Genomic DNA, 25,105 nt, shown 5'->3' with positions numbered 1-25,105 from the left:
AGTCTTTCTGGCCCTCGCCAAAAGCCTTCCCGCCTTCTTGAGTGGGCGGGTCGGGAATTGAGGTGGCCAGTATCGAGCCGTCAGCCATGCGCGACAAATTGCAGGCAAAATGATATTAAATCATTATTATTCAGTATATTAGTTGATATTCAGTGCGAGCAGCAGAGGATTTAAGTGCATATATCGGCTCATCAACAATGGACAATATGCAGAAAGTTGCACATCGAATGATGGGAAGATATGTAGGGCCATGATCGGCGCCCGTTTCCCGACTCGCTTATTCTGGATCGCCCTGTTTCTTGGTGTGGCCAGCGGCCTTATCTGGCTGTCGGGCGAAGTCGCCGAGCGCAATGCCATTGCGCGGCTGAGCGCGGAGACACGTGGCGCCGCGATCCTGCGCCAAGCCTATCTCAAAAGCGAGATCGAGCGGTTCCGGCTGTTGCCCATCGCCCTGTCCGACGACAGTGACCTCGTCGCCGGCCTCACCGGATCGCAAATCGCGTTACGTGCGCTGGACCGCAAGTTGCAGGCGCTGGCCCGCACCACCGGCGCGGCGCAAATCTATGTCCTCGACGCATCGGGTCGCACCGTGGCATCGAGCAACTGGGGCAGCGAACGCAGCTTCGTCGGCCAGAATTATGCGTTCCGCAACTATTTCAAGCTGGCCGCCGCCCATGGATCGGGCGCGCAATTCGCGCTCGGCACGATCAGCGAGCGGCCCGGCATGTATCTGTCGCGGCGATCGCGTGGCGGCGGATATGTCGTGGTGAAGCTGGAATTTGACGGAATCGAACAGCAATGGGCGCGGCTGGGCGAGATCACTTTCATCACCAGTCGCGAAGGAATCATTCTTATCACCAGCCGCCCCGACTGGCGCTTCACCACCATCCATTCGCTGTCCGCCGCGGCCAAGCAGCGCTTCCGCGCCGAATTGCAATCCGGCCGCGGATCGCTGCTGCCGGTGCCGCTCAGGGGCATGGGCGACGCTGATGGCCGGCAGATCGTCAGCCCCGCCGACGAACCGCGCCGGCGCCTGCTGTGGCAATCGGTCGCGGCCGGCGAACCGGGCTGGCAACTCAACATGCTGACCCCGCTGCATGGCGTGGAGAGCTTCGTGCGGACGGTGCGGCTGGCGACCCTGCTATTGCTGATGCTGCTTGCCGGCGGCATCTGGATTTTGCGCGAACGGGCCCATCGCCGTGCCGAACGGGCTGCCATGGCCGCAGCTCGCACCAGCGAACTGGAGGCGATGGTTACAGCCCGCACCCGGGAACTGCGCCGCGAAATGGAGGAGCGCGCCGCCAGTGAAACGCGCGCCGACACGCTGCGCGAAGGGCTGCGCCAGGCCAATCGTCTGGCATCACTGGGCCAGATCACCGCCGGTATCGCCCATGAAACCGCCCAGCCGGTCGCCGCGATCCGCAGCTATGCCGCCAATGGCCGGCTGTTGATCGAGCGCGGCGATGTTGAGGCAGCCGCCGAGAATATGGCGGCGATCGAGCGGCTGACCGACCGGATCGGCAAGGTCACGGCTGAACTGCGCGGCTTTTCGCGCAAGGCGACCGGCGCGATCGACGCCATTCCGCTCGCCGGACCGATCGAAGGCAGTGTGCTGATCCTGAAATCGCGGCTGGCGCGGGTCGACCTGCATCTGCCCGACCTGCCTGCCAATCTGCGCGTCATGGCCGACACGATCCGGCTGGAACAGGTGCTGGTCAACCTGCTGCAAAATGCGCTCGAAGCGCTGGAAGGCGTGGCGGCGCCGGCCATCCGCCTGTCGATCATGCTCGACGCGGAGACGATATTGCTTTCGGTGACGGACAATGGGCCGGGCATTGATCCGTCGGTGCAGGGCCAACTCTTCACGCCCTTCGTCACCAGCCGCCCGTCCGGCCTCGGGCTTGGCCTCGTCATCGCCAGCGATATCATGGCTGACATGGGCGGGTCGCTGCGCCTGCTGCCCAGTGAGGCTGGCGCCCATTTCCAGCTGAGTTTGCAACGCGCATGACCGACATGCCCCCGCGCCAGATCGCCCTGGTCGACGATGATGACGACCTGCGCGCCGCCATGGCGCAGACGCTGACGCTAGCAGGCCATGATGTGCACGCCTTTGCCCGCGCCGCTGATGCGCTGGCGGCGATCGATGCGGACTTTCCCGGCGTTGTGGTCAGCGACGTGCGGATGCCGCACATGTCGGGCATCGACCTGTTCCGGGCACTCCACGCCCGCGACGCGGAACTGCCAGTCATTCTGGTCACCGGCCATGGCGATGTGCCGATGGCGGTGGATGCGCTGAAGGCCGGCGCCTGGGATTTCCTCACCAAGCCCTTCGATCCCGACGCACTGCTGGCATCGGTCGCGCGGGCGAGCGAGAAACGACTGCTGGTGATCGAAAATCGCCGCCTGCGCGCGCTGGTCGATACCGCCGTCGCCTCTCCGCTGATCGGCCATTCGCCGGCGATCGAGCGGCTGCGCGACATGGTGGCGACCCTGGCCGACACCAATATCGACATATTGGTCGAAGGCGAGACAGGAACCGGCAAAGAGCTGGTCGCGCGCATGATCCATCAGCGCAGCCGTCGCGCCAGCGCCCAGTTCGTCAGCATCGCCTGCGCCGCCGTGCCCGATGCGATCGCCGAGACCAGCCTGCATGGCGAAAGCCTGGCCGGGCGCGCGCCGCTGGAAGGCCGGCTGGCGCGCGCGCATCAGGGCACCTTGTTCCTGGACGATGTCGACCAGTCCGGCCCGGCATTGCAGGCGCATCTGATCCAATTTCTGGAAGATCGGCTGGTCCGCCCGGTCGGCGCGCGCGAGCCGCAACCCGCAGACCTGCGCGTGGTCGGCTGCATGACGCAGCAGAACCAGACGGCGGCGATCCAGCCGGCCCTGCTCTATCGACTGGCGGCGGTGCGCCTGCACATCCCGCCACTGCGCGAACGACGCGAGGATATTCCGCTGATCTTCGCCCATCTGCTCGATGCCGCCGCCCGCCGCTTCCGCCGCGCGGTGCCGCCGGTCAGCCGCGCAGTGCTGGCCCATCTGCTAGACCATGACTGGCCCGGCAATGTTCATGAACTGGGACGGCTGGCCGAACGGCTGGCGCTGGGCTTGGAGCAGGAACCGGTTGCGGATGGCGTCACGCTACCGCTCGACGCGCGCATCGATGCATTTGAACGCTCGGCGATTATCGATACGATCCGGGCGGCCGGGGGGGATATGGGCAAGGCCATCACGACCCTCGGCCTGCCGCGCAAGACATTCTATTACAGGGTGCGAAGGCTGGGCATCGATCTGCGCAAGATCCGCGGCGAGATCGGGTGACCAGATGCCCCCGCTGGCGATGTGCGCCCGCACATGCCTAAAAAGCGCGGATGGCACATGGCGGCTTCGACAGGTTCTGATCGCGCAGAACTGCCGATAAGGTGACAAAAGCATCGCAAAATGCGCGCGGATTTGTCACCTTATGTCACTTTTGCCGTGCATGGGTGAAGCCGTTTGCAGCGGGTCTTTTTGTCGACAATCGAAAGAGCCGGCCGCAGCATAATGGAGATCCACCCTGTAGGACAGGCAAACACGTTCCCGCACAGCTATTGCGGGGCAGACCTCATGGATGAACTTGTCCGCGCCACTAAGACCATCACCGACTTTGTTCCATCATAGCAACGCCTCCAGATCGCGTGCAGCGCGGCGCAGGACCGGCAGGTAGCGGGAATGCAGATCCGACATCGGGACACGCGCCGCCTGCGTGCCGATGTTGAGCGCCGCCACGATATTGGCGCGACTGCGCACCGGTACCGCGACAGATCGCAATCCGGCTTCCAGTTCCTGATCGACGATCGCATAGCCATCGTCCGCGACCTTCTGCAACAGCGAACGCAAAGTCGCCGGATTGGTTTGGGTGGCATCGGTCAACGGCACCAATGGGGTGCGCGCCAGATAGGCATCCTGTTCGCGGCGGTCCTGCCCGGCCAGCAAGATCCGCCCCATCGAGGTGCAATAAAGCGGCAAACGGCTGCCCACCCTCAGTGCGATCGACATGATGCGCGATACTTCGGCACGCGCCACATAGGTCACCTCATCCTCCTCGATCACACCGATCGAGCAGGATTCATGCAGTTCGTCGCGTATCTGATCGAGCAACGGCTGGGCACGCACAGCCAAGGTGCTGGACGAGAGATAGGCATAGCCGAGCGACAGCACCTTGGGCCTGAGCTGGTAGTGAACCCCGTCCTGAACGACATAGCCAAGGCGTGCGAGCGTATGGAGGCAGCGCTTCACCGCCGGACGGCTGAGACTGGTCAGGCGGCTCGCCTGCGCGATCGTCATCGGCTGCTGTTCGTCGGCGAAGCAGCGCAACACAGACAGGCCACGCGCGAGCGATGTCATGAAATCCGGATCGCCCTGCGCCGCTATTTCGGACTGTTCCAGCATATCTCACCCAATGAAACGAACGATAATCGGACAATATATCGTTTATCGGTTGACGCAAGCTTTTTCGGGATGAAGAAACGGGACGATTGAAAATTCGGCAGGAGAGAATGGTGATCGACAAATCGGTGGCATCGGCCGCACAGGCGGTCGCCGACATTCAGGATGGGGCGTCGGTAATGATCGGCGGCTTCGGTACGGCCGGCATGCCGGACCAGTTGATCGACGCGCTCATCGCCCGCGGCGTCGGCGGCCTGACGATCATCAACAATAATGCCGGCAATGGCGAACAGGGCGTCGCCGCGCTGATCCGCGAAGGCCGGGTGAAGAAGATCATCTGCTCCTTCCCGCGCCAGTCGGATTCCCATCATTTCGACGCCGCCTATCGGGCCGGGCAGATCGAGCTGGAACTGGTGCCACAGGGTAATCTGGCAGCCCGTATCCAGGCGGCAGGCGCCGGCCTGGGTGCGATCTTCACGCCTACAGGCTATGGGACATTGCTGGCGGAAGGCAAGGAAAGCCGCGAGATCGACGGCAAGCATCATGTGCTGGAATATCCGATCCAGGCCGATTTTGCCCTGATCAAGGCGCATGAAGGGGACCGCTGGGGCAACCTCGTCTATCGCAAGACCGCGCGCAATTTCGGCCCCATCATGGCGATGGCTGCCAGGACGACGATCGCGCAGATAACCCGGATAGTCCCCCTGGGCGGTATCGATCCGGAAGCGGTCGTGACACCGGGCATTTTCGTCCAGCGGGTCGTGGAAGTCGCCCCCACCCTCTCCATTGCCGCCTGATCGGGAGCATGCGCATGAACCGACTGACCCGCGACCAGATGGCAGCCCGTGTCGCCCGCGACATCCCTGAAGGCGCCTATGTGAACCTCGGCATCGGGCTGCCCACCAAGGTGGCCAATTATCTGCCGCAGGAACGCGAGATTTTCCTGCAAAGTGAAAATGGCCTGCTCGGCATGGGGCCGGCACCCGCGCCGGGGGAAGAGGATTGGGAACTCATCAACGCCGGCAAGCAGGCCGTGACCCTGCTCACCGGCGGATGTTTCTTCCACCATGCGGACAGTTTCGCGATGATGCGCGGCGGCCATCTGGACATCTGCGTGCTCGGCGCCTTCCAGGTATCGACGCATGGCGACCTTGCCAACTGGCACACGGGCGAACCGGGTGCGATCCCGGCCGTCGGCGGCGCGATGGATCTGGCCATCGGCGCCAAGCAGACCTTCGTGATGATGGACCTGCTGACCAAGCAGGGTGAAAGCAAGCTGGTCGAAGCATGCACCTATCCGCTGACCGGCCTTGGCTGCGTATCGCGCGTCTATACCGACCTTGCCGTGTTCGACGTCGGGCCGGGCGGCGCGCGCGTGGTCGAGATGGTCGAAGGCCTGTCGATCGAAGAATTGCGCGACCTGACCGGGGTACAGCTAGCCTTCGCCAGCGAAACCGAAGCGGCCTGAGCCACCAGGAGACGATGATCCATGACTGACGCCTTCATCTGCGACGCCGTTCGCACGCCCATCGGCCGCTACGCCGGCGGCCTCGCCAATATCCGGGCAGACGATCTTGGCGCGCTGCCGATGAAGGCCTTGCTGGCGCGCAATCCGGGGCTTGATCCGGGGGCGATCGAAGAGGTTTTTTATGGCTGCGCCAACCAGTCGGGCGAGGATAATCGCAACGTTGCGCGCATGAGCCTGCTGCTCGCAGGCCTGCCGCATACGGTGCCGGGGGTGACGCTCAACCGTTTATGCGCATCGGGGCTGGAAGCGGTCGGCGCAGCGGCGCGCGCGATACGGTCCGACGAGATGGCGCTGGCGATCGCCGGCGGGGTCGAGAGCATGACCCGCGCGCCGTTCGTCATGGGCAAGGCGGACAGCGCCTTCGGCCGCAACCAGAAAATCGAGGACACGACGATGGGCTGGCGCTTCGTCAACCCGGCGCTCGACGCGCTTTATGGCACGGAAACCATGCCGCGCACCGGCGAGAATGTCGCGCAGGAACATGGCATCAGCCGTGCCGATCAGGATGCATTCGCCCTGCGCAGCCAGCAGCGGGCCGCCGCCGCGCAGGCCAAGGGCTTCTTTGCCGAGGAGATCATCCCCGTCACCGTGCCCGGCAGGAAGCGCGGCGAGACGGTGGATGTCAGCGTCGACGAGCATCCCCGCGCCGACACGACGATCGAAGCGTTGCAGAAACTCAAACCGCTGTTCGGGCCTGAGGGCAGCGTCACGGCGGGCAATGCATCGGGCATCAATGACGGCGCGGCGGCGATGATCGTCGCCAGCGAGACGGCAGCCAAGGCCCATGGCCTCACCCCTCGCGCCCGTATCCTGGGGATGGCATCGATCGGGGTCGAACCGCGCGTGATGGGCATCGGCCCCCTGCCCGCGACCCAGAAGCTGCTGGCGCGCCTCGGCCTTGGCATCGGCGATTTCGACGCGATCGAACTCAACGAAGCCTTTGCCAGTCAGGGCATCGCCGTGATGCGCGGCCTTGGCCTGCCCGACGATGCGGCGCATGTAAATCCCAATGGCGGCGCGATCGCGCTGGGTCATCCCCTGGGCATGTCGGGCGCACGGATCGCGATGACGCTGGTGCATCAACTGGAAAAGACCGGTGGAAAGCGGGGTATCGCGACCCTGTGCATCGGCGTCGGCATGGGCCTTGCGCTGGCAATCGAAAGGGTCTGAAACGAAGCCGAAACGGCGGGTGCGGGACGACACCCGCCGGCAGACTACAGCAACATCGGCATCATCGGCTGATACGATCACGCAGGAAATCGACGGTCCAGTTCCTGCACAACGACGCTTTCGCGCAGAAAGCGCTGGAAATAGGGATCATGGCCTGCCTGCCGGCCACCCAGCGCCGTCATCACCGCCAGTCTGGCGAGGGCAAAAACCTCACCATAATCGCAATCCAGCTCTGCGCCCGACAGCGCGCAGTACAGCGCCTTGCACGCATCCCGTCGCGGTACCCCCTCCAGCCATGGCACGTCATTGACCTGACGCAGGACTTCGGCGCTCCAGATCAGATAGCCCAGGTCAAAGGCAGGGAGGCCGATAGACGCCAGTTCCCAGTCCAGCATTGCAGTGATCCGCTGGTCGCGATAGAGGGCGTTGCCGGGTCGACCATCGCCCCAGAGCAGGGCCAGTCCTTGCCCGGACGGCGGCGGCGTCCTTCGCAACCAGTCCAGCGCTCGCAAGAGTGCGGGTGCGGGCGGAACCTGGGACCAGGCAATCCATCGGTCGAGCAAAGCCAGATGCTGCGCCATGCATGCCGCAACGCTTTCGGCCGCGCCAACAAGAGGTGGCAACGCCATTGCACGCCAGTCCAGACGATGCAGGTCCACCAGTTTCTGCACAAGAGCGATCCACATCGATCGTCGGCCGGCCGCATCCGCATCATGAAACAGGCCATGACCATGAAAGCCCGGTGACGTGTCCGAAGGCGTGTCCCCCTCCACCTGATCCATGATGATGAAGGCGGCGCCGATCGCCTTGCCATCCGCTTCATACCAACGGATAGCCGGTACCGGCAGGCCGGCGGTCCCCAGCGCCCGCATGACCTGTGCCTGCAATCCGAAATCATAATCGGGGAACAGGCCGCGACCGTCACGGTTCGTGCGCAAGACCAGAGGATGCTCCGTGCGCCCTCCATTCTGCTCAATCAGCAAGGTGAACAGCCAGGTTTCGCTGGAACTGCCCGAACTGGCGGGGCGCCACCCTGTCAGATCGATCGATTGCGCAGCCGGCATTTGGGTCCGAAACCAGTCTGCCAGTCGATTGCCTATGTCCGGTGTCATCGCGTCGATCGCTCGACGCGCAGCGATCGTTGCAGATAGCCGCGCACCCGGCCGCCATCATAGTCGAACATATAGGGTTGTTCGGTCGCGACGATATCCACCAGAGACGCCGGGAAGCCGTAGAAAAAGTCGAACTCCTCCGTCAGCGAGGTGACCAGAGTGGCCTGCGGCTGACCGACGAGGCGAAGCTTTTCCCCCGCGATCGCAATATCGACGGTCAGCGGCACCGGCAGGGTATCGATGTCGGTCAGTCGGATCGAGGATTCCAGCGAAGCCGCACGAAACCCGTCAGCATGGATCGACACCGTCTGATCCAGTATCTGCACCAGTTCCCCACCTTCCTTTGCCCAGCCTTGATAGCTGGCGAAAGCGGGCCGGTCCTCAAAGAAGAGCTGCAACCAGGCATGCCCCTGATAGCCGCCCAGATGGCGCGGACCACGCGAATGGTCGCGATAGGCGGGGCCGGTGAAGACATGGTCCTGCCCGGCGAAATGGAAGTGGCCGCTGCATTGCCCCAACTGCTCATAATGGAACTTGCCATGGCTGCTATTTTCCGATGCGCCGAACATCCAGACGGGCCAGCCATGGTCCAGCGTGACCGAAAAGCTGACGGGATGCGGTACCGATTGCCGGATCGGTTCGCGCAGCAGATCCGATACCCGATCATGCCGCATGCCCCCATCGAACAGGATGCGCCATTGGCCGCCCGGCTCATCGCAGTGGAAGCGCAGCGCGCCAGCCGTGGGCACGGCGGGATCGGGCGCGGGGCCGATCGCCTGATGCTGCAACATCGTGCCATCGGGCAGATAGAGATAGAGCTGTTCGCGCCAGAGCGCCGGCTGCTTGACCCAACGCCCGGCATAGGCGGCATAGCCGATGCGACTGGCATAGTCATAGCCCACGAACGCGTAATTCTCGCTCCATCGGTCGATGGCCGGCAGCGTTGCGATGGGCAATTCATCTTCAAAGCTGATGGGATGCGGCAGGATCATCGCAGGCTGTTGCATATCCTTCACCCCTGGGCCGGGCCGGTGCTGCGCTGGCGGGCTATTTCCAGCACTTCGCGCGGGTCGGCATATTCGCGCCATTCGCGGATCTTGCCATCCGCAATCTCGAATATACCCAGCACATCCATGGATGACACGATATTGCCTTCCGCATCGATCAGGTCATCCTGCCGCTCCGTCACCACGAATGCGCCGTCCGCCACCACTGCCTTCAATGTCACACCGATCCTGTCGACGTTGAGCGTGCCGCAAAATTGATCCATCAATGTCAGCGCCGCATCGACGCCCTGTGTGTCGGGGAAACCACTGTTGCGCCAGATCGCGTCGGGCTGAAAATAGCGGCGAAACGCATCGATCATGGCATCATGGCCGTCATTCCAGGCAGCGAAAAACTGTTCGACGATCATTCGGCTCTGATTCATGGCGCTGATCCTTCATGCATGATGGCTTGGTGCAGGGCCTGACAGGCCTGCTCGGTTTCGATGGTGCGCACACTGCCCATCAGGAAATTGTCGATCTCGCCCGCATCATAGGCGGTCTGCGCCGCCATGCTGGTCGTCACGCGCAACATGTTGCAGAGTACCGCGCCGTAGCGCATCTCAAAAGCGTCCGGCGCGATCCCGCCATGCTGCTGGTAAATGGCAAGGAAATCGGACCAGGGCATGAGCGCTTCCACCTGCGGGCGGACATAGGCCAGGTCTTCAGCGGGATGGCCCTGATGCGCGACTTCCCAGTCAATCAGTGCCACGATGCGGCCGGCATCGCAAAGCAGATTACGCTGGTCGAGATCGCCATGCACCACGCTCTGCCGGGCGCAAAAGCGGCTGGCATGACGGCGCAGCCAGTGAAAGGCGTGGGTGACGGTCGCGACGGGCTCATATGTGGCTTTGAGCCAGTCCTGTTCCCAGCGCGTGATGCGATCGAGCAACCACTGAAGCGCATCACCATCGGCAGCGCGACGACCGGCAGGCAGCAACGCCGGATCGAGCCGGTGCAATTGCCCCATCAGCGCGGCGAGCTGGCGGAAGATAGCCCGCCCCTCATCGCCCATATCCGTCAAGGTGCAGGTGATGCCGGGCAGGCGTTCGACCGCGATGATCGGCTGGCCCAGCAGAGGCGGATGATCGTCGCGAAACAGGGGGCGGGGGACAGGCATGCCGGTGGCGCCCATCGCCTCCAGCACGTCAAATTCCTCGGTAATTGAACGGGGCTGGATTTGGGCCGGCAACATGCGGCGCAGCACGATGTCGGCTGGCCAGTCCGGATGACCGGCGATGGTGCAGAAATAGGCTTCGTTCGCGTTGATACCACCCAGACGGGTCACATCCCTGGCGATCAGGTCGGGATGATCGGGAAAACGCTGGCGAAAATAGCCGCTGAGCATCTCGGCAGTGACCAATCCCGCGCTATCCGGTCGGCTGGCTCGCCATACGTCCCGGCGTTGGTCGGCAGCGAAGGCAATGTTCTTCGTCCGGTCGAAATCGATGCAAGCCAGTTCCTGCAAAGCGGCGTCCCAACGAGGATCGCCGCTGTCCCGACGCAACCTGTCGTCCAGCATCGCCATCGCATGCCGATAACCGCTCTCACTATGACCTACATCGCTATCCATGCCTAGGGATCGGTTAAGCGCCCGGAGGCGATCGACAGCATCGGCGTTCAGCGCATCCAGACCGTCGACCGCCAGCGCCAGTCGTGTCACGACATGGGCGGCGCGCAGGCAGGCGAAGCGTTGCAACGCATCCCGCTCCGTCGCTGCCACCGTTTCGAGCAGACGCGCAACCGACTGGAGCATGGCAAAGTCATGGCTAACGCCCGGCGATGCGGCTGGTGGCGGCTCAATAGGCATATTTCAGCCGGACGCCATATGTTCGCGGAGCGCCGGGGGCACTGCTCAGGCCGACCGCATTGCCAAATTCATTGGTGGTCAGATTGTAGCGTGCATTGGTAAGATTGCTGCCCCAGATTTGCAGCGTTGCTCCGCTATCGCCCGGACTGTAGCTGAGGCTCGCATCAAGCAGGCCATAATCCTTCTGCCGAAAGAAATTGTCCGGCGTCCAGTAGAAGCCGCCCGTATAGGCATAGTTGACGCTGGCCGCCAGATTGCCGCTGGGCAGATCGACACTGTAGCTGACGCCCGCATTACCGCTGAAGCGAGGCGCGCGGCTGAGGCGATTGCCGGTGGCGTCGCCCACGACCGCCGGCAACAGCCCATAGGGCGGCAGGGGATTGGCGGTGTAGAAAGGCGCGTCCTTGTAATCGGTATATTTCGCATCCAGCCAGGTGCCACTGGCGCGGAACGACAGGCGGGGCGTCACGAAAAATTCGACTTCCGCCTCCAGCCCCTTGATCTCCGCCGCCTTAGCATTGCTCAGATTGGTGACACCGTTGGGCTGCTGGGTCTGCACCTGCGGGTTTTGGTAATCGTAGAAGAAGGCGCCAAGGTTGAGGCGAAGGCGCCGATCCAGAAACTGCGACTTGAAACCGACTTCATAGGCATCGAGGACTTCGGGACGGATGGCGACGGGGTTGAAGGTGATGAGGTTGAACAGGCCCGCCTTGGTTCCCCGGCTGAGCGATGCATAAAGCAGCATGTCGGTCGCCGGTTTATAGTCCAGCGCGACGCGGTAGGTGAATTTCTGGAAATTCTTGCGTGCCGACAGCGGCGTTCCGGCAATGAGGCCGACCCCGTCGATAAACACATCCGTCAGGCCGTGCCCTTGCAGTTCATCGCGGTTGATCCGTCCACCCAGCGTCAGTTGCAACTGGTCGGTCAGCTTTGCGCTCGCCTGACCATAGGCCGCATAGGAATTGGTTTCCCCCGAATCCTTGGGGAGCACCGTGACCCCGGAACCGAAGGCGGTACCGCTCAGCCGGGCGGGTGTTGGAAAGCCGAATTTCTGTTGCAGATAGAAAAGACCCGCGGTCCATTTCAGCCAGCCACTCTTGTTGGAAACGAGCTGGAGTTCGGCGCTGACCTGATCGTCATAGACATCATCCTCCTCGAAATGGAAGAAGGTCTGCGGGGATTTGTCGATGTCGTTATGATAGTCGATCCGTTCGTCGTGGAAGGCCACGGTCGCGACGAGATCGGCGAAGGACATGCCCTGTTCCCACCGCGCATAGGCGCCCCAGCCGCGCGTGTTGGCCAGATCCTTCAAATTGCTGTTCTTGTCGTAGCGGGACCGGAGCGGCGGCAAATATCCCGATCCGTCACCATAGCCCGCCGGCGCGGGATTGTCCTTGCCGTCATAATAGTTGAGCAGGCCGATCGTGCTGTTGGACCGGCTATAGTCGCCCGCGATGGTGATGGTGGTACGATCGGACGGTTCGAACAGCAATTTGCCGCGCATGGCGAAATCTTCCTGCCGGTTCGTATCCTCGCCCGTCAGGACATTGGTGCCCCAGCCCTTGCCCTGATAGCTGTTGAGAATGGCGACACTGCCGGCCAGCGTATCGGTCAGCCCGGCGGATACATAGGCATCGGCCTCCACCATGTCGTAATTGCCGTAGCCCAGCGTGAACTTGCCGCTCAGCGGCTTGCCGGGTTCGGGCCGGCTGGTCAGAATGTTGATGAGCCCGCCGGTTGCATTGCGGCCGAACAATGTGCCCTGCGGCCCCTTCAATATCTCGACCCGCTCGACATTGTTGAGGCGCATCAGAACCGGCGAGATGCGGGCATAATAGACGCTGTCGATATACAGCGAGTTGGACGCCTCATTACCGACGGCGAGCTGGTTGTTGCCAAGGCCGCGAATGAAGGTCGTGACGGTGCCCGTGCTCTGCTGGAAAACCAGTCCCGACGCGACCTTTCCGACATCCAGGGCACTGACGATATTGGCCTGTTCCAGCGTGCCGCCACCGAGCGAGGTCACGGCGATCGGCACGTCCTGAAGCCGCTCCTCGCGGCGCTGGGCGACGACGACGATGTCGGCGGTCATGTTGGCGGATGGGCTATCCTTCGCCTCCTGCGCATGGACCGGGCCGAACAGGCATGACAGTCCCATCCACATCAACGCCGTACGACTTATCGCTCCCTGCACAGGCATGCCCATCTTCCCTCTCCCTGCTGGCCTTTGCGGCCTGATCTTGTGCGAGATAATAGGTTCGCACCATTATGATAATCTTGTGTCCAACATTCGCAAAAAAGAGTCAATAAACATTCATTTATAATATTGGACTCGTTGGATGCGGATGACCCAAAAAAAGGGCCGGGACTGGATGAAAGTCCCGGCCTAGGGAGGATCGTGAAGCCGGCGATCGTCAGTCGTTCGGCAGGAAGACGACGTGGCGCTGGGTAAATTCATGGAGGCCTTCGGCGCCCAGTTCGGCGCCTATACCCGACTGTTTGGCACCGCCGACGGCGATCATCGGGTGCACCGCCATATGCGCGTTGACCCAGACGACGCCGGCATCGATCTGTCTTGCCACGTCCCATCCCCGGGCGGGGCTGGAGGACCAGACGGTCGCGCCCAGGCCAAAGATGCTGTCATTGGCACGGCGGACCGCATCGTCGATGTCGCTGTAGGACAGGACCGGCAGGATCGGGCCGAACTGCTCCTCCCGCACCAGCCGGGCACCATCATGGATGTTGCGAACGATGGTGGGCCGGATGAAATAGCCCGGCCGATCGGCCATGACGCCGCCGCTGATTATGCTAGCCTCCTGCGCCGTTTCCTCCAGCAGCGCGCATAGCTTGCGATATTGCTCGCCATTCTGGACCGGGCCGATTTCGCTGGCCGGGTCTGCGCCGTCCCCGACGATCGCAGCATCCGCAAGGCGAGCCAGTTCGTCGCAGACGGCATCATGGATGGAAACATGGACATAAGCGCGTTTAATCGCGAGGCAGACCTGCCCGGCATTCAGCATCGCGCCATCGAACAGGCTGCGCGCGACACTTGCCGGGTCGGCATCGTCCAGCACGATCGCCGCATCATTGCCGCCCAGTTCCAGCGTCAGCCGCTTGATTGACCCGGCGGCTGCCTCCATCACTTTCCGTCCCGTCCCGGTCGAACCGGTGAAGGCGATCTTCGCAATGTCGGGATGGCGCGTCAGTTGTGCGCCAAGATCATTGGCGTCCACGATGATGTTGAGAATAGCAGGCGGCAGATGCGCATCGAATATCTGCCCCAGAAGGAGGGTCGACAGCGGAGTGGTCGCCGCCGGCTTCGCCACCACGCTATTGCCCGCGAGCAGGGCCGGCACGATCTTTACCACCAGCAGCGAAATCGGGAAATTCCACGGCGTGATCGCCGCCACGACGCCAAGCGGCGTGCGATGTTCGATCACCCGCCCGTCCGGCGTCTCGCCCAATGTTCGCGGTTCCAGATCCAGCACGGCCAATGCGCGGGTGATGGCAGCCGAGCCCAGAACTTCCATCAGCGCCTGCTGCTGCGGCTTGCCCTGTTCAGCGGTCAGCAGGCCGGCCAGACTGTCCGCCTGCCGTTCCAGATCGTCGGCGATCGCCATCAGCCGGGCGCGGCGGTCCGCCATGTCGAGCATGGCCCATGCCGGCTGCGCCCTCTTCGCGGCGGCGATGGCCATGTCGAGTTGCGCTTCATCAGCGCGGGCGCAATGCGCGATCACCATTTCCGTTGCCGGATTGATGACCGGGATGCGCCGCGCGCCTTCTACGGCCCGCCCGTCGATCAGGAGACGGGCGTCGTCCTTCAGCATGGCGAGGCTCATTGCGGCATCCGCAGGATCGGCTTTACCGCCAGACCTGCCTCCTGATCCTCCAATGCCTGATTGATCGCATCGAAATCATAGAAGCGCACCAGCTTTTCGATCGGGAAGCGCCCCTCCACGATCAGGTCCACCAGGCGCGGAATGAACTGATGCGGCACGCTGTCGCCCATATTCACGCCGCGAATGGTGATGCCCCGGCCCGGCAATGCAAGCAGCGGCACTTGCAGCATCGCGTCCAGACGGTTGGCCGTCACAAGGGCGATCTTGCCACGCGGCCCCAGCATCTCGATCGCCTGGGCGATGACGGCCGGGATGCCGCTGGTGTCGAAGGCATGATCGATGCCTTGCGGTACCAAGGCACGGACTTGGTCGGGCACGTCACCGTCAGCCGGGTCCAGCGCGGCACTCGCCCCCAGGTCCAGCGCCAGCGTCCGACGATCTGCATTGGGTTCGACGACGATGATCGTGTCGTATCCTTCGACCCGCCCCGCCATCAGTGCGCTCAGCCCAACACCCCCGGCCCCGTAGATGATGAGCGATTGCCCGGGCTGGGGCTGCAACACATTCATCACGGCGCCAGCGCCAGTCTGCACCCCGCAGCCCAATGGCCCGAGCAGTTCCAGCGGCGCATCATCCCGCACCTTGATGGCGTTGCGCATATTGGCCACGCTGTAGGTCGCAAAGGAAGATTGGCCGAAGAAATGGGCCGATACATCCTCATGCCCGCATTGCAGGGCCGTCGATCCATCGAGACGGCGCCCGGTGAAATTGCCCGGCATGAACTGATGGCAATAGGCCGGGACGCCCGCATGGCAATTGTCGCACCGGCCGCATGGCAGGAAGGTCAGAACGACCTTGTCACCGGGCTGGAGCGTGTCCACTGCGCTGCCGACGCGTTCGACGATGCCGGCCCCCTCATGCCCCAATATGACGGGGCGGGGTAGCGGCATCATGCCGTCGCGACAGGTAAGATCCGTATGGCAGATGCCGGTCGCCACCAGGCGAACCAGTATTTCATCGTCGCGCAGATCCGCCATGGTGACGGCTTCGATCCGGGCTTGCTTTGCATCGGGGCGAAAGATCGCCGCCTGCATGACCGTCTGGGTCATCACCTCTCCTCTTTTCGTTGCTTCAGACCGTGCGCGGTTCGAGCCGCATGGTGAGGGTTTCGACCCCGCGAAATCCGATGCTGGTGCCGAAATCCAGCCTATCGTCGAGCAGGACCGGATCATATCGGTCGCACAGCGCGGCGAAATATTCCTGCAACTGCACCTTGGCGAGGAAATGGCCGATGCAGAAATGCAGCCCCGGCGCAAAGGTCATGTTTCTGGACTGGGGGCGGGTCGGATCGAACCGTTCCGGATCGGGGAAAGCCGCCGGATCACGATTGGCCCCTGCAATCATCAGGAAGACGAACGAACCCGCCTTGATCTGATGCCCCTGCCATTCGAAATCTTCGGTGACGATCCGCGCCATCGCTGTGGACATGGCGATATAGCGCATGATTTCCATGACGGCGTTGCCGATCTGATCGGGATTGTCCCGGATGAAGGCCCGGGCGTCGGGTAGATGGGCCAGTGCCGCCGTGCCCAGCGCGATCGTGTTAGCCGTCGTATCATGACCGGCGATCAGCACGATGATGAGCATCGCGATCAATTCCTGCTCGGACAGCTTGTCGTCGCCATCCCGTGCGGTGACGAGCGCGGAGATGAAGTCGTCGGTCGGATTCCGCCGGCGCGCTTCTATCTCCGGCAGGAACAGGACGCGCATTTCCTCCATCGTCTGTTCCGCTGCGGCCAGTATCTCCTCCGGAATATTGACCCCGGAAAGGGCGGCATTGAGCGTGACAGACCAGTGATGCAGGCGGGGATAGATGTCGTCGCCCAAGCCGAAGAGTTTCAGTATGGTGCGCGCGGGAATGAGGCGGGCAACCTTGTCGACAAATTCGAAACTGTCCGCATCGTCGATGTCGGCAAAGGCGTCATCGATAAAGCGACGGACATGGGGCCGCAGACCTTCGGCCACCTGAGAGCTGAACGCCTTCTGCCCCAGCGTGCGCAGGCGCCAACTGGCCGGACGATCCATGTTGATGACCCAGTTGCGGGTCACTTCGCATATCTGGGGATAGCGGGCTTCGCGGTCAGTTGAAGGCACCTGCTGCATGACCATGTCCGGCAGGCGCACCGATGAGAGCGGCAGCTTCCCGGCGAATGCCTCCGTCACCTCCTTATGCCCGTTGACGATCCAGATGCCGCCATTCGCCGGGCTAAAGAAGATGGGATCGGCCTCCCGCATCGCGTTGAGCTTGCCGATAATGTCGTTGCCCAGCGAACGGGCCTGGGAAAAATCGACATCCATTTCAGCTGTTGCTGCCACCATCACATCCCTCAAAAAATCTGTTTTTTCCTGACCATCCGACGATCCCGGCGGCCCATTTTCTCTTGCGCTGACATGCTTGTGCGAAACATGTTTACGGACGTTCAGTTACTTACTTGATTTTAGTAAGTCCAGGCAATAGTAAGCATGTAAATAATTTGACGGACGGGAGAGCGACGCAGCAGCGCCTCCGCCACGCCAATCAGGGAGAGCATGCCGTGAAGCTACCGGAAACCCTGGACGCCTTGACGCCCGAATGGATGACCCATGCCCTGCGCCAGCGTCATCCCGACACGCATGTGACGGGTGTTTCGGTGGTAGACGTCATGGGCGGAACCGCGACCAAGGTTCGAGTCGCACTGGAATATGGCGGCCAGAATCCAGACAGCCTGCCCCCCCGCCTGATCGTGAAGGGGCCATTCGGCAAGAATACCGAACCGATGGAACATACGTTCACGGATGAGATGCGCGCCTATTCGGAACTGGTCAACGACATCGGCGTGAATACGCCGCGCTGCTATTTCGCCGAAAAGCAGGGCATCGTGCCTGTCACGATCCTGGAAGACCTGGCGCTGTCGCAAACGACCTTCGGCCATGCGCAAAGGCCGCTATCCTTCGATCAGGCCCGGGCGATACTGGATGTACTGGCGCGATTGCACGCGCGCTACTGGATGGACCCGGAACTGGCGGATGACGGCAGGCTTGGCTGGGTACTTCGTAGCGTGACCGGCTGGCATCTCGATTATATGGAAATGGTCCTGAAGCCGGAAAACTGGGCTTTCTATCTCAGCCTGCCGCGCGGCGCAGCGGTACCGCGCGGGCTGGCATCGGACGCGGCGCGATTGCGGGCGGCGCTGCATCGACAATGGCGCTTCCATGCACATGGCCCGCTGACCCTGGGGCATGGCGACGCGCATATCGCCAACGTCTATTTCAACGATCAGGGCGGTGGCCTGCTCGACTGGGAAATGCGCCGCTGTCCCTGGTATCATGATGTGACCTATTTCCTCGTCTCGTCGCTCGATGTCGTGGATCGTCGGCGATGGGAAGGGGCGTTGATCCAGCATTATCTAGATCGGCTGAGCGAGTTGAGCATCACGCCGCCTGCCTTCGATGCGGCGCTCGACTGCTATCGCCGGGAAATTCTCTACGGCTATGTGCTCTTCATCACCAATGGCGATGGCGTCCAATATTTCACCGAAGCCGCCAATGCCGCCATTGCCGTCCGCTTTGCCATGGCGGCCGAGGATTGGGGCACATTGGCCCTGATCGAACAGGATCAGCCATGACTGGGAAGGAGAATCCGATCGTGCAGACCATCGACAACCGGAAACTGGTGCTGGATTTTGTTGCGAGCTGGGAAGACGGCTTCGATGCGACCGTTGTCGCCATGCGCGCGACGCTGGCCGCAGATTGCGTCTGGCATAATAGCGGCCTGCCGGCGGTGCAGGGCATCGATGCCTGCGTCGCGCTGCTCGATCAGGCGCGCCAGGGGGCGGGGCTGGAATCGATCGAAACGACCATCGTAGCGGTTGTCGCAGACGGCAGCACAGTCGCCGTCGAGCGGACCGACTATCTGCGCCGCGCCGACAGAAGCCTGATCGGTACGCTGCCGGCATTGGGTATTTTCGTGATCGAAGGCGGCAAGATCAGCGGCTGGCGCGACTATTTCGATCCGGCGCCGCTCCTGAACGCCATGTCCGCTTCCTGAAGTTCGGCAACTGACAAGACCATGTCGGCTGTCCGCGCCGCCAATCGATATCTCAATAAACGATCATAAATTTTGCTGGGATTAAACGACAAACATAAAGGGAGAGAGGGTATGAAATCATTCTGGACAGTTCATGTCGGCACTGCGGCGCTGGCATTGGGCATGATGGCGGCGCAGGTTCATGCCGCCGAGGCGGATCAGGCACCGGAGGCAGACAGTGCGAAGCGGTCGGTCGTGTCCGACGCTGACATCGTCGTCGTCGCTACACGGCGCGAACAGGCCTTGCAGGATGTGCCGATCGCCATCAGCGCCTTTGGTGCCGAAACATTGGCCAAGTCGCGCATCGAGTCCATCGCGGACCTGAGCATCGGCACGCCCGGCCTGAAGGCCGCCAGCGCTGGCGTTGGCGTTACCCCCTTCCTGCGCGGCGTGGGGCAACCGACCACGACGCCGGGCGGCGAAAGCCCGATCGCCATGTATGTCGATGGCGTCTACCAGCCGATGCTGTGGGTCAACGGCACGCCGTTCAACAATATCGAACGTGTCGAGGTGCTGAAGGGACCACAAGGCACCCTCTTCGGCCGCAACGCCACGGGCGGCCTGATCCATGTCATCACGCGCGATCCCAGTGAGACGTTCGGCGGCAATGTCAGCCTGTCCTACGGCAATTATGAGACGGTGACCGCCAAGGCCTATGTCGAGGGCGGCCTGGCCGACGGGGTCGCCATGGACATGGCCGTCTATTATAATAATCAGGGTGATGGCTGGGGCCGCAATTATGACTCGCCGCAAGGGCGCTTCGGCTCGCCCGGCAAGAAGATCGGCCCGGCCGAGGAAATTGCCCTGCGCAGCAAATTGCTGGCCAAATTGTCCGACCGGTTGACGGTCACCATTACCGGCGATTATCGCAATGCCGACAGCAGCTATGGCTATAATTATCGCATCGTCGACGGCGGCCTGGGGCAGGACGGCCTGCCGCCTGTGCCGGGCTATTATAACAGCGTCGTCACACCCGGCCGCGCCTTCGGCATGAAGAGCGAGGTCTGGAGTGTCAGCGGCAAGGTTGCCTATGACTTCGACAGTTTCAGGATCACCAGCCAGACTTCCTATCAGGATGTGAAGGTCAACCAGATATTCGATAATGACAATATCACCGAAGACCTCGTCTCGGCCAACACAGTGTCCGGCATCAACAAGACGTTCCAGGAAGAATTGCAGATTGCGTCCACTGGCGATGGACCGTTCAGCTGGATCGGCGGCTTCTATTATCTCGACATGGAAGGCGGCTTTGGCGGGCAGAAAGGCATTCAATTGGGCGGCACCGGTCTGGGATTGCCGCCCGGCACCGCGCTGGACATCCGCAACCGGATCAAGACCAGATCCTATGCCGTCTTTGCCGAACTAAACTATGACCTGACCGACAGCACGACGCTGACGCTGGGTGGGCGCTACACCTGGGACAAGCGCAATCTGGTCGGCACGACGCAGTTGGACGGCACGTTCGGCGGCTATAATCCGATTGCCACATTGGCAACGACCGACATCAAGACCAGCTTCAAGGAGCCGACCTACCGCGCCATCCTGAAGCATGAGTTCAGCCGCAAGGCAATGGTCTATGCCTCCTACAGCCATGGCTTCAAGAGCGGCAATTTCAATCCAATCGATCCATCCAATCCACCCTTCGATCCCGAAAAGCTCGATGCCTATGAAATCGGGTTCAAGGGCAGCACAGTGGACGGCACATTCTCGCTCAATGCAGCCGCCTTCTACTATGATTATTCGAACCTCCAGTTCGAGGTGAATACCGGTACCAGCACGATAACCCAGAATGCGACATCAGCGGAAATCAAGGGTTTCGAACTGGACGCAACGATCCGGCCGGTGCGCAACCTGACGGTGACGCTGGGCTACGCCTTTGTCGATGGCAAATACAAGAATTTCGCCAACGCGTCCTGCTACACGCCCAACCCCAGCTTTGACCCGACTGTACTGGGCAGTACCGTGAACCTGCCCACGCCCTGCGACGCGAGCGGCACGCCGATCATCCGTACGCCCCGTCACGCTATCAATGCGGCCATCAACTACAGCGTGCCGATGGGCAGTGGAGCAACCGATTTCAATCTGGCCTACCAGACCAGTTCCAAGACGCGGTTCGACCTTCAGGGACGGCTCGTGCAGAAGCCGGTGGACATGCTGAACGGCTCTATTTTCTGGAAAGGCAGTAACGGCCTCAAGATCGGATTGTTCGGCAAGAACCTGATCAACGAGAAATATTCCAACTATTATATCGAGCAGGCCTATGGCGACTATTATACCGCCGCCCCGCCTCGCACCTACGGTATTGAACTGGGTTATCAGTTCTGACGAATAATATTGCTGACAGAGACACAGAAAAGGCCGGCCGGGACTTGTCCCGGCCGGCCCTTCCATTTGGCGAGCCGGCCCGCAAAGGCCGGTTCGCCACCCCCTTTTCAGATCGTGCGCGATGCCATGAAGGGGCCGTCCGCCGCGGCTTTCATATCGTCGAAACTGCCGCGCCAAAAACCCTCGTTCACCGCAATCGCACGCTGCATCAGGCCCGGCGTCCGAACACCATGATGGAAATTCATCATGCTTTCGAACATGCCCGCACCGACCCGGCCATTCGCCTCTGCGCGACATAAAGTATTGTTGTTGGCGAATTTGTGCGTGTCGAACCAGTTGACGAGGCCGGGCGCCTGAGCGGTCAGTTCGCAATCCAGTATATCGCCGTCAGCCAGTCGCATGATGATCCGGCCACCACGGGTCGACGCGGAATCGACCTCCACATAACTGATGATCTCGATATCCTCGGCGAAAACGATCCTGTTCTGGTCCTTCACCACCCAGCCGAAGCTTTCTACCTTGTCGTTGGTGGCGCTGTGAATGGACCAGGCGCAAAAGGTGAAGTCCGGGCCGAATGTGCCGGCACAATAGCGATGCGACAACATGGTCTTGATGTCGCGATGCCCCCAGCCATGGTCGCGTACGCCCATGCCGTTGAAGGCGAAACGCTGGCCATCCATGACGATTTCACCCGTCACGCTTCCGCCCACATCAATATGGTCGGGCGCGATATTGTCCGATGTCTCGCCCGCGCGCGGAAAGCCGCAAAAGGCGGGATGGAAATCGCGAAAGTCGATCTGCGCCGACACGCCGGCCGCCGGGTCGTTCACGATCCAGCGGTGGACATCATCGACGATGATCTGGCTGGTCGTGTCGTCGCCCCCGCCCCAGCCATTGGGCAACTTATCTTCCTCGCGCAGCAGGTTGCTGCAAATATGCCGATAGATGCCGGCCGGCGTGACCAGATTGCTCCAAAGCGCAATCCGGGGCGGTTCGCCATCATAATTATATTCATGGCCGATCCGGTGGACGCCGCCGACGCCGCTGTCGCAATCCCACCAGTGCAGCCAGGTGCTGTCCTGCCATTTGGCGCCCTCGCCGGGCTTCTGGCGCCCTTCATGCGATGCGTCATACATGACGACATGGTCGCGGCCGAAAACCTGCATATCCTCTCTCTCCTTCTCGCGCGGCTATCGCCGGACAATGGCTGCCGCTGTTGGGATGAAGCTTAGACGGCGGGTCGGGACGCGGCAACAAATAAACATTCATTTATTTACTCGTCGGGCGAGGAACTCCTGCCTGACAAGCCGACAGATCAGCGTTTATCGGGAGACGCGCGCCTTCCAGTCGGGCAGAATGAGGTTCATGACATGAGTGGCGAGAGCGTCGGCCTGCTGATGGAAATGCAGGGCCGGCCCATCCAGGATCGACAGCAATTGGGAGAATTGGATCAGCCCCAGCGTCAATGCGAAGAGCGACGCCGCATTGGCCGCCGCATTATCCTCCCCTACGGCCCGACGCACGATTTCCAGCGTCTGCCCGAAGGACTGGTGAAAGACGCCGCCGATCTGGCGCAGATGGTTGTTCGTTGCGGAAATCACCTCCCGCTCGAACAGTCGGGCCGCATCGGGATCGGAAATCAGGGCCAGGGCCATGCCGTGCACGACATCATAAAGCTGGTCGACCGGATTGCCGTCGGGCCTGACCCGATCCAGGATCACCTTGGTCGATCGCTCGAAACATGTGATGCAGGCCGCTTCGTACAACCGGTCCTTATCCTGAAAATAGAGATAGATGGCCGCCGGGGTGATCTTTGACGCCTGAGCGATGTCGCGCATGGAAGTCAGTTCATAGCCGCGATCGGCAAAGATCCGGATCGCCGCATCCAATATCTGCGCTTCCGTTTCGGCGCCGGACTGCCGGACGCGCACCTTGCGCGTGCGCGTCTTGGCGTTACGCCCCGCTTCCATCGCTGCTCCCAACTTTCCTCACATCCTCAAGATCCGACATCGACCTTCCTGCTAGCGCAAGCCGACGATCCGATAAAGCCATCTGATAACAGAGAGGCGATGCCAGGTCGGAAGTCAACCGACATGTTTACAAATGTTCATATATATGTTGGTTTATCCGCCGACAGAGTGGATGGATTCGCCATCCCCGTTGGAATCGCGACCGGCAAAGCCGGCGCCAGTCGGAGAGGTTAGACCGCGCATGATCAGGGAAGAGGAACTTGTCCCCTATCTCGACTGCTGCATCAATGAGCTGAACGGCCCGATCCGCAGCAACCTGACGAATGATTATTCCGCCAAGGTGGTCGATGCCATCATTCTGGTTCTCCGCCGGCTGAGGGCTCAGAGGGCCCAGCCCGTCGACGATATCGCGGCGGAGTGGACCGAACTGGCGCAAACGACCCGCCAGCTTTTCCCATGGAAAGCGCATGAATCGGCCGGGCATGCCGATCTGAGCGCGCTCGATTCAGCCTTGGCGGCCAGTGGGCAGATGCAGGCAATCCTGGCGGATGAAGGCCAGCTTGAACGCCTTGTCGCACAGTTGCAGTCCGCAAGCCCCGATCATGTCCGCTGGGCCCATGCCGTCAGTTGCGCCAGCCGCGACATGCTGGAAACGCAGGAACGGGCCATCCGCCCGTCCGGCCAGCAACGTGTCGGCGCGGGTACGGTCGCCGATGGAATCGACCGATTGACCATCGAACTCTCCGCCTATTTGCAGCGGCATTTCCCCACCCTGCCGGACGATCCGATTATCGACATGACGGTAGCAGCCGGCGGCCAGATCAAGCGGACGATATTGTTTCGCCTGAAGCCGAACGACGTCCTGCCCGAACGGCTGGTGCTGCGACAGGATATGCCGCTCGGCTTCACCGGCACGGTGGTGACGGACGAATATGCGGTGATCCAGCAAATGTGGGAACTGGGCCTTCCGGTTCCCCAACCCTTTCTGTGCGAAGCGGATGAAAGCCTGCTCGGCGGTCGCTTCATGATCATGGCCGAGATAGTCGACGCCCGGATGGCCGGCACCTATTTCGCGGAAGAACGCGCCTATCTGGGGAGCGAGATGGGGCCGGACTTCGGTGAGGATGTCGCAAGGCTGATGGCTCGCCTTCATGCGGGCACGCTGGCGACCGCGACAGCGCAGGATGAGGGTGCCGGGATCGATCTGGCTGCATTCGGCCGGGATTGGGCATCGTTGCGCAAGCCGGCCAATTCCATCGCGACGGAAATGGGACTGGCCTGGATGCTGGCCAATCCCTTGCCGGCCGGACGCCCCCGCGTCATGGTCCATGGCGATGCGGGCGCGCATAATATGATGGCGCGCGACGGCAGGTTGGCGGCATTGCTCGACTGGGAACTGGCCCATATCGGTGATCCGGCCGAGGATCTGGCGCAGATCAAGACATTGCTGCTGCCTGACGTCATGCCGTGGGACGATTTCAAACATGCCTATCTGGCCGCCGGAGGGCCGCCAGCCGCCTGTGATGATCATGCGATCGCCTATTATGCGATCTGGACCTATTTGAAGCATCTGGGCATGAATGCGCGGCTTTGGAATCATTTCATGGCTGGCGAACGGGATGATGCGCCCGCCGCCAGCATCGCCGCCCATTTCATTGATCGGCTGCTTCTCTATGAAGCCCGCGCGGTCGCCGACGCCTTCGAAACCGTCAATGGCCTATCCGTTGCGCCGATGGCACTGGCTTGACCAAGGC

General features: G+C 61.9%; 20 protein-coding genes. 9 read left to right on the top strand and 11 right to left on the bottom strand.

What is annotated here, in order from left to right; genetic code table 11:
• Window positions 1-250 precede the first annotated feature (250 nt).
• Window positions 251-2,008 (top strand): sensor histidine kinase, encoded by a 1,758-nt coding sequence (locus tag ACNHGR_RS20770; protein WP_475288644.1) that lies wholly within the window; start codon window positions 251-253, stop codon window positions 2,006-2,008.
• Window positions 2,005-3,321, top strand: a complete 1,317-nt coding sequence (locus tag ACNHGR_RS20765) for a sigma-54-dependent transcriptional regulator (protein WP_475288642.1) — start codon at window positions 2,005-2,007, stop codon at window positions 3,319-3,321. Before ACNHGR_RS20770 ends, ACNHGR_RS20765 begins: the two co-directional genes overlap by 4 nt.
• 333 nt (window positions 3,322-3,654) lie before the next feature.
• On the opposite strand, the gene ACNHGR_RS20760 is transcribed toward ACNHGR_RS20765, so the two are convergent.
• Entirely contained in the window at window positions 3,655-4,431 is a 777-nt protein-coding gene (locus ACNHGR_RS20760; RefSeq protein WP_475288640.1) for an IclR family transcriptional regulator domain-containing protein, read from the bottom strand.
• A gap of 110 nt (window positions 4,432-4,541) precedes the next feature.
• Between ACNHGR_RS20760 and ACNHGR_RS20755 the strand changes: the two genes are divergently transcribed.
• The 3 genes from ACNHGR_RS20755 to pcaF are packed head-to-tail and all read left to right on the top strand — an operon-like array spanning window position 4,542 to window position 7,126.
• A complete protein-coding gene (locus ACNHGR_RS20755; RefSeq protein WP_184274976.1) occupies window positions 4,542-5,225 on the top strand; it encodes a 3-oxoacid CoA-transferase subunit A in 684 nt (227 codons plus the stop codon).
• Window positions 5,226-5,239: 14 nt separating this feature from the next.
• A complete protein-coding gene (locus tag ACNHGR_RS20750) occupies window positions 5,240-5,896 on the top strand; it encodes a 3-oxoacid CoA-transferase subunit B (protein WP_184274635.1) in 657 nt (218 codons plus the stop codon).
• Window positions 5,897-5,917: 21 nt separating this feature from the next.
• Window positions 5,918-7,126 carry a 3-oxoadipyl-CoA thiolase gene (gene pcaF, locus ACNHGR_RS20745; protein WP_475288638.1) on the top strand — a complete coding sequence of 403 codons (1,209 nt, stop codon included), beginning with the start codon at window positions 5,918-5,920 and terminating at the stop codon, window positions 7,124-7,126.
• Window positions 7,127-7,203: 77 nt separating this feature from the next.
• Here the strand turns inward: pcaF and ACNHGR_RS20740 are convergent, their stop codons facing one another.
• The 8 genes from ACNHGR_RS20740 to ACNHGR_RS20705 form a co-directional block, all read right to left on the bottom strand.
• Window positions 7,204-8,238 carry a phosphotransferase family protein gene (locus ACNHGR_RS20740; RefSeq protein WP_475288636.1) on the bottom strand — a complete coding sequence of 345 codons (1,035 nt, stop codon included), beginning with the start codon at window positions 8,236-8,238 and terminating at the stop codon, window positions 7,204-7,206.
• Complete coding sequence (locus ACNHGR_RS20735) at window positions 8,235-9,245, bottom strand: hypothetical protein (protein WP_475288634.1); 1,011 nt, start codon at window positions 9,243-9,245, stop codon at window positions 8,235-8,237. Before ACNHGR_RS20735 ends, ACNHGR_RS20740 begins: the two co-directional genes overlap by 4 nt.
• A gap of 5 nt (window positions 9,246-9,250) precedes the next feature.
• A complete protein-coding gene (locus tag ACNHGR_RS20730; RefSeq protein WP_184274627.1) occupies window positions 9,251-9,667 on the bottom strand; it encodes a limonene-1,2-epoxide hydrolase family protein in 417 nt (138 codons plus the stop codon).
• Window positions 9,664-11,091 carry a phosphotransferase family protein gene (locus ACNHGR_RS20725; protein WP_475288632.1) on the bottom strand — a complete coding sequence of 476 codons (1,428 nt, stop codon included), beginning with the start codon at window positions 11,089-11,091 and terminating at the stop codon, window positions 9,664-9,666. Before ACNHGR_RS20725 ends, ACNHGR_RS20730 begins: the two co-directional genes overlap by 4 nt.
• Window positions 11,081-13,291 (bottom strand): TonB-dependent receptor, encoded by a 2,211-nt coding sequence (locus tag ACNHGR_RS20720; protein ID WP_475288629.1) that lies wholly within the window; start codon window positions 13,289-13,291, stop codon window positions 11,081-11,083. The genes ACNHGR_RS20725 and ACNHGR_RS20720 overlap by 11 nt, the downstream gene beginning before the upstream one ends.
• A 214-nt stretch (window positions 13,292-13,505) precedes the next feature.
• Window positions 13,506-14,918, bottom strand: coding sequence for an aldehyde dehydrogenase family protein (locus ACNHGR_RS20715; protein WP_475288627.1), 1,413 nt, complete (start codon window positions 14,916-14,918; stop codon window positions 13,506-13,508).
• A gap of 8 nt (window positions 14,919-14,926) precedes the next feature.
• Entirely contained in the window at window positions 14,927-16,039 is a 1,113-nt protein-coding gene (locus tag ACNHGR_RS20710; protein ID WP_475288625.1) for an NAD(P)-dependent alcohol dehydrogenase, read from the bottom strand.
• Between the two features lie 22 nt (window positions 16,040-16,061).
• Window positions 16,062-17,306 (bottom strand): cytochrome P450, encoded by a 1,245-nt coding sequence (locus tag ACNHGR_RS20705; RefSeq protein ID WP_475288624.1) that lies wholly within the window; start codon window positions 17,304-17,306, stop codon window positions 16,062-16,064.
• A 218-nt stretch (window positions 17,307-17,524) separates the two neighbouring features.
• On the opposite strand from ACNHGR_RS20705, the gene ACNHGR_RS20700 reads away from it, so the two are divergent.
• The 3 genes from ACNHGR_RS20700 to ACNHGR_RS20690 all read left to right on the top strand — a co-directional run bounded on the left by ACNHGR_RS20700 (window position 17,525) and on the right by ACNHGR_RS20690 (window position 21,381).
• Complete coding sequence (locus ACNHGR_RS20700; protein WP_475288622.1) at window positions 17,525-18,595, top strand: phosphotransferase; 1,071 nt, start codon at window positions 17,525-17,527, stop codon at window positions 18,593-18,595.
• A complete protein-coding gene (locus tag ACNHGR_RS20695) occupies window positions 18,592-19,017 on the top strand; it encodes a limonene-1,2-epoxide hydrolase family protein (RefSeq protein WP_475288621.1) in 426 nt (141 codons plus the stop codon). The genes ACNHGR_RS20700 and ACNHGR_RS20695 overlap by 4 nt, the downstream gene beginning before the upstream one ends.
• Window positions 19,018-19,128: 111 nt before the next feature.
• Entirely contained in the window at window positions 19,129-21,381 is a 2,253-nt protein-coding gene (locus ACNHGR_RS20690; RefSeq protein WP_475288620.1) for a TonB-dependent receptor, read from the top strand.
• Between the two features lie 107 nt (window positions 21,382-21,488).
• Here ACNHGR_RS20690 and ACNHGR_RS20685 read toward each other — a convergent pair whose 3' ends face one another.
• Window positions 21,489-22,547 carry a DUF7065 domain-containing protein gene (locus ACNHGR_RS20685; protein ID WP_475288619.1) on the bottom strand — a complete coding sequence of 353 codons (1,059 nt, stop codon included), beginning with the start codon at window positions 22,545-22,547 and terminating at the stop codon, window positions 21,489-21,491.
• Between the two features lie 156 nt (window positions 22,548-22,703).
• On the bottom strand, window positions 22,704-23,351 hold the full coding sequence (locus ACNHGR_RS20680; RefSeq protein ID WP_475288617.1) for a TetR/AcrR family transcriptional regulator: 648 nt from the start codon (window positions 23,349-23,351) through the stop codon (window positions 22,704-22,706).
• Window positions 23,352-23,592: 241 nt separating this feature from the next.
• Here ACNHGR_RS20680 and ACNHGR_RS20675 point away from each other — a divergent pair, with 241 nt between their 5' ends.
• The gene (locus ACNHGR_RS20675) at window positions 23,593-25,098 is read left to right on the top strand and encodes a phosphotransferase family protein (protein ID WP_475288616.1); all 1,506 of its coding nucleotides are present in this window, start codon (window positions 23,593-23,595) and stop codon (window positions 25,096-25,098) included.
• Window positions 25,099-25,105 lie beyond the last annotated feature (7 nt).

It is taken from the genome of Sphingobium sp. RS1 (assembly GCF_056156825.1).
This window is presented reverse-complemented; position numbering and strand designations above follow the sequence as displayed.

Coding starts and splice junctions, on each gene's coding strand:
- ACNHGR_RS20770 (WP_475288644.1), top strand. CDS start 251: ATGATCGGCGCCCGTTTCCCGACTCGCTTATTCTGGATCGCCCTGTTT.
- ACNHGR_RS20765 (WP_475288642.1), top strand. CDS start 2,005: ATGACCGACATGCCCCCGCGCCAGATCGCCCTGGTCGACGATGATGAC.
- ACNHGR_RS20760 (WP_475288640.1), bottom strand. CDS start 4,431: ATGCTGGAACAGTCCGAAATAGCGGCGCAGGGCGATCCGGATTTCATG.
- ACNHGR_RS20750 (WP_184274635.1), top strand. CDS start 5,240: ATGAACCGACTGACCCGCGACCAGATGGCAGCCCGTGTCGCCCGCGAC.
- pcaF (WP_475288638.1), top strand. CDS start 5,918: ATGACTGACGCCTTCATCTGCGACGCCGTTCGCACGCCCATCGGCCGC.
- ACNHGR_RS20740 (WP_475288636.1), bottom strand. CDS start 8,238: ATGACACCGGACATAGGCAATCGACTGGCAGACTGGTTTCGGACCCAA.
- ACNHGR_RS20735 (WP_475288634.1), bottom strand. CDS start 9,245: ATGCAACAGCCTGCGATGATCCTGCCGCATCCCATCAGCTTTGAAGAT.
- ACNHGR_RS20730 (WP_184274627.1), bottom strand. CDS start 9,667: ATGAATCAGAGCCGAATGATCGTCGAACAGTTTTTCGCTGCCTGGAAT.
- ACNHGR_RS20725 (WP_475288632.1), bottom strand. CDS start 11,091: ATGCCTATTGAGCCGCCACCAGCCGCATCGCCGGGCGTTAGCCATGAC.
- ACNHGR_RS20720 (WP_475288629.1), bottom strand. CDS start 13,291: ATGCCTGTGCAGGGAGCGATAAGTCGTACGGCGTTGATGTGGATGGGA.
- ACNHGR_RS20715 (WP_475288627.1), bottom strand. CDS start 14,918: ATGCTGAAGGACGACGCCCGTCTCCTGATCGACGGGCGGGCCGTAGAA.
- ACNHGR_RS20710 (WP_475288625.1), bottom strand. CDS start 16,039: ATGACCCAGACGGTCATGCAGGCGGCGATCTTTCGCCCCGATGCAAAG.
- ACNHGR_RS20695 (WP_475288621.1), top strand. CDS start 18,592: ATGACTGGGAAGGAGAATCCGATCGTGCAGACCATCGACAACCGGAAA.
- ACNHGR_RS20690 (WP_475288620.1), top strand. CDS start 19,129: ATGAAATCATTCTGGACAGTTCATGTCGGCACTGCGGCGCTGGCATTG.
- ACNHGR_RS20685 (WP_475288619.1), bottom strand. CDS start 22,547: ATGCAGGTTTTCGGCCGCGACCATGTCGTCATGTATGACGCATCGCAT.
- ACNHGR_RS20680 (WP_475288617.1), bottom strand. CDS start 23,351: ATGGAAGCGGGGCGTAACGCCAAGACGCGCACGCGCAAGGTGCGCGTC.
- ACNHGR_RS20675 (WP_475288616.1), top strand. CDS start 23,593: ATGATCAGGGAAGAGGAACTTGTCCCCTATCTCGACTGCTGCATCAAT.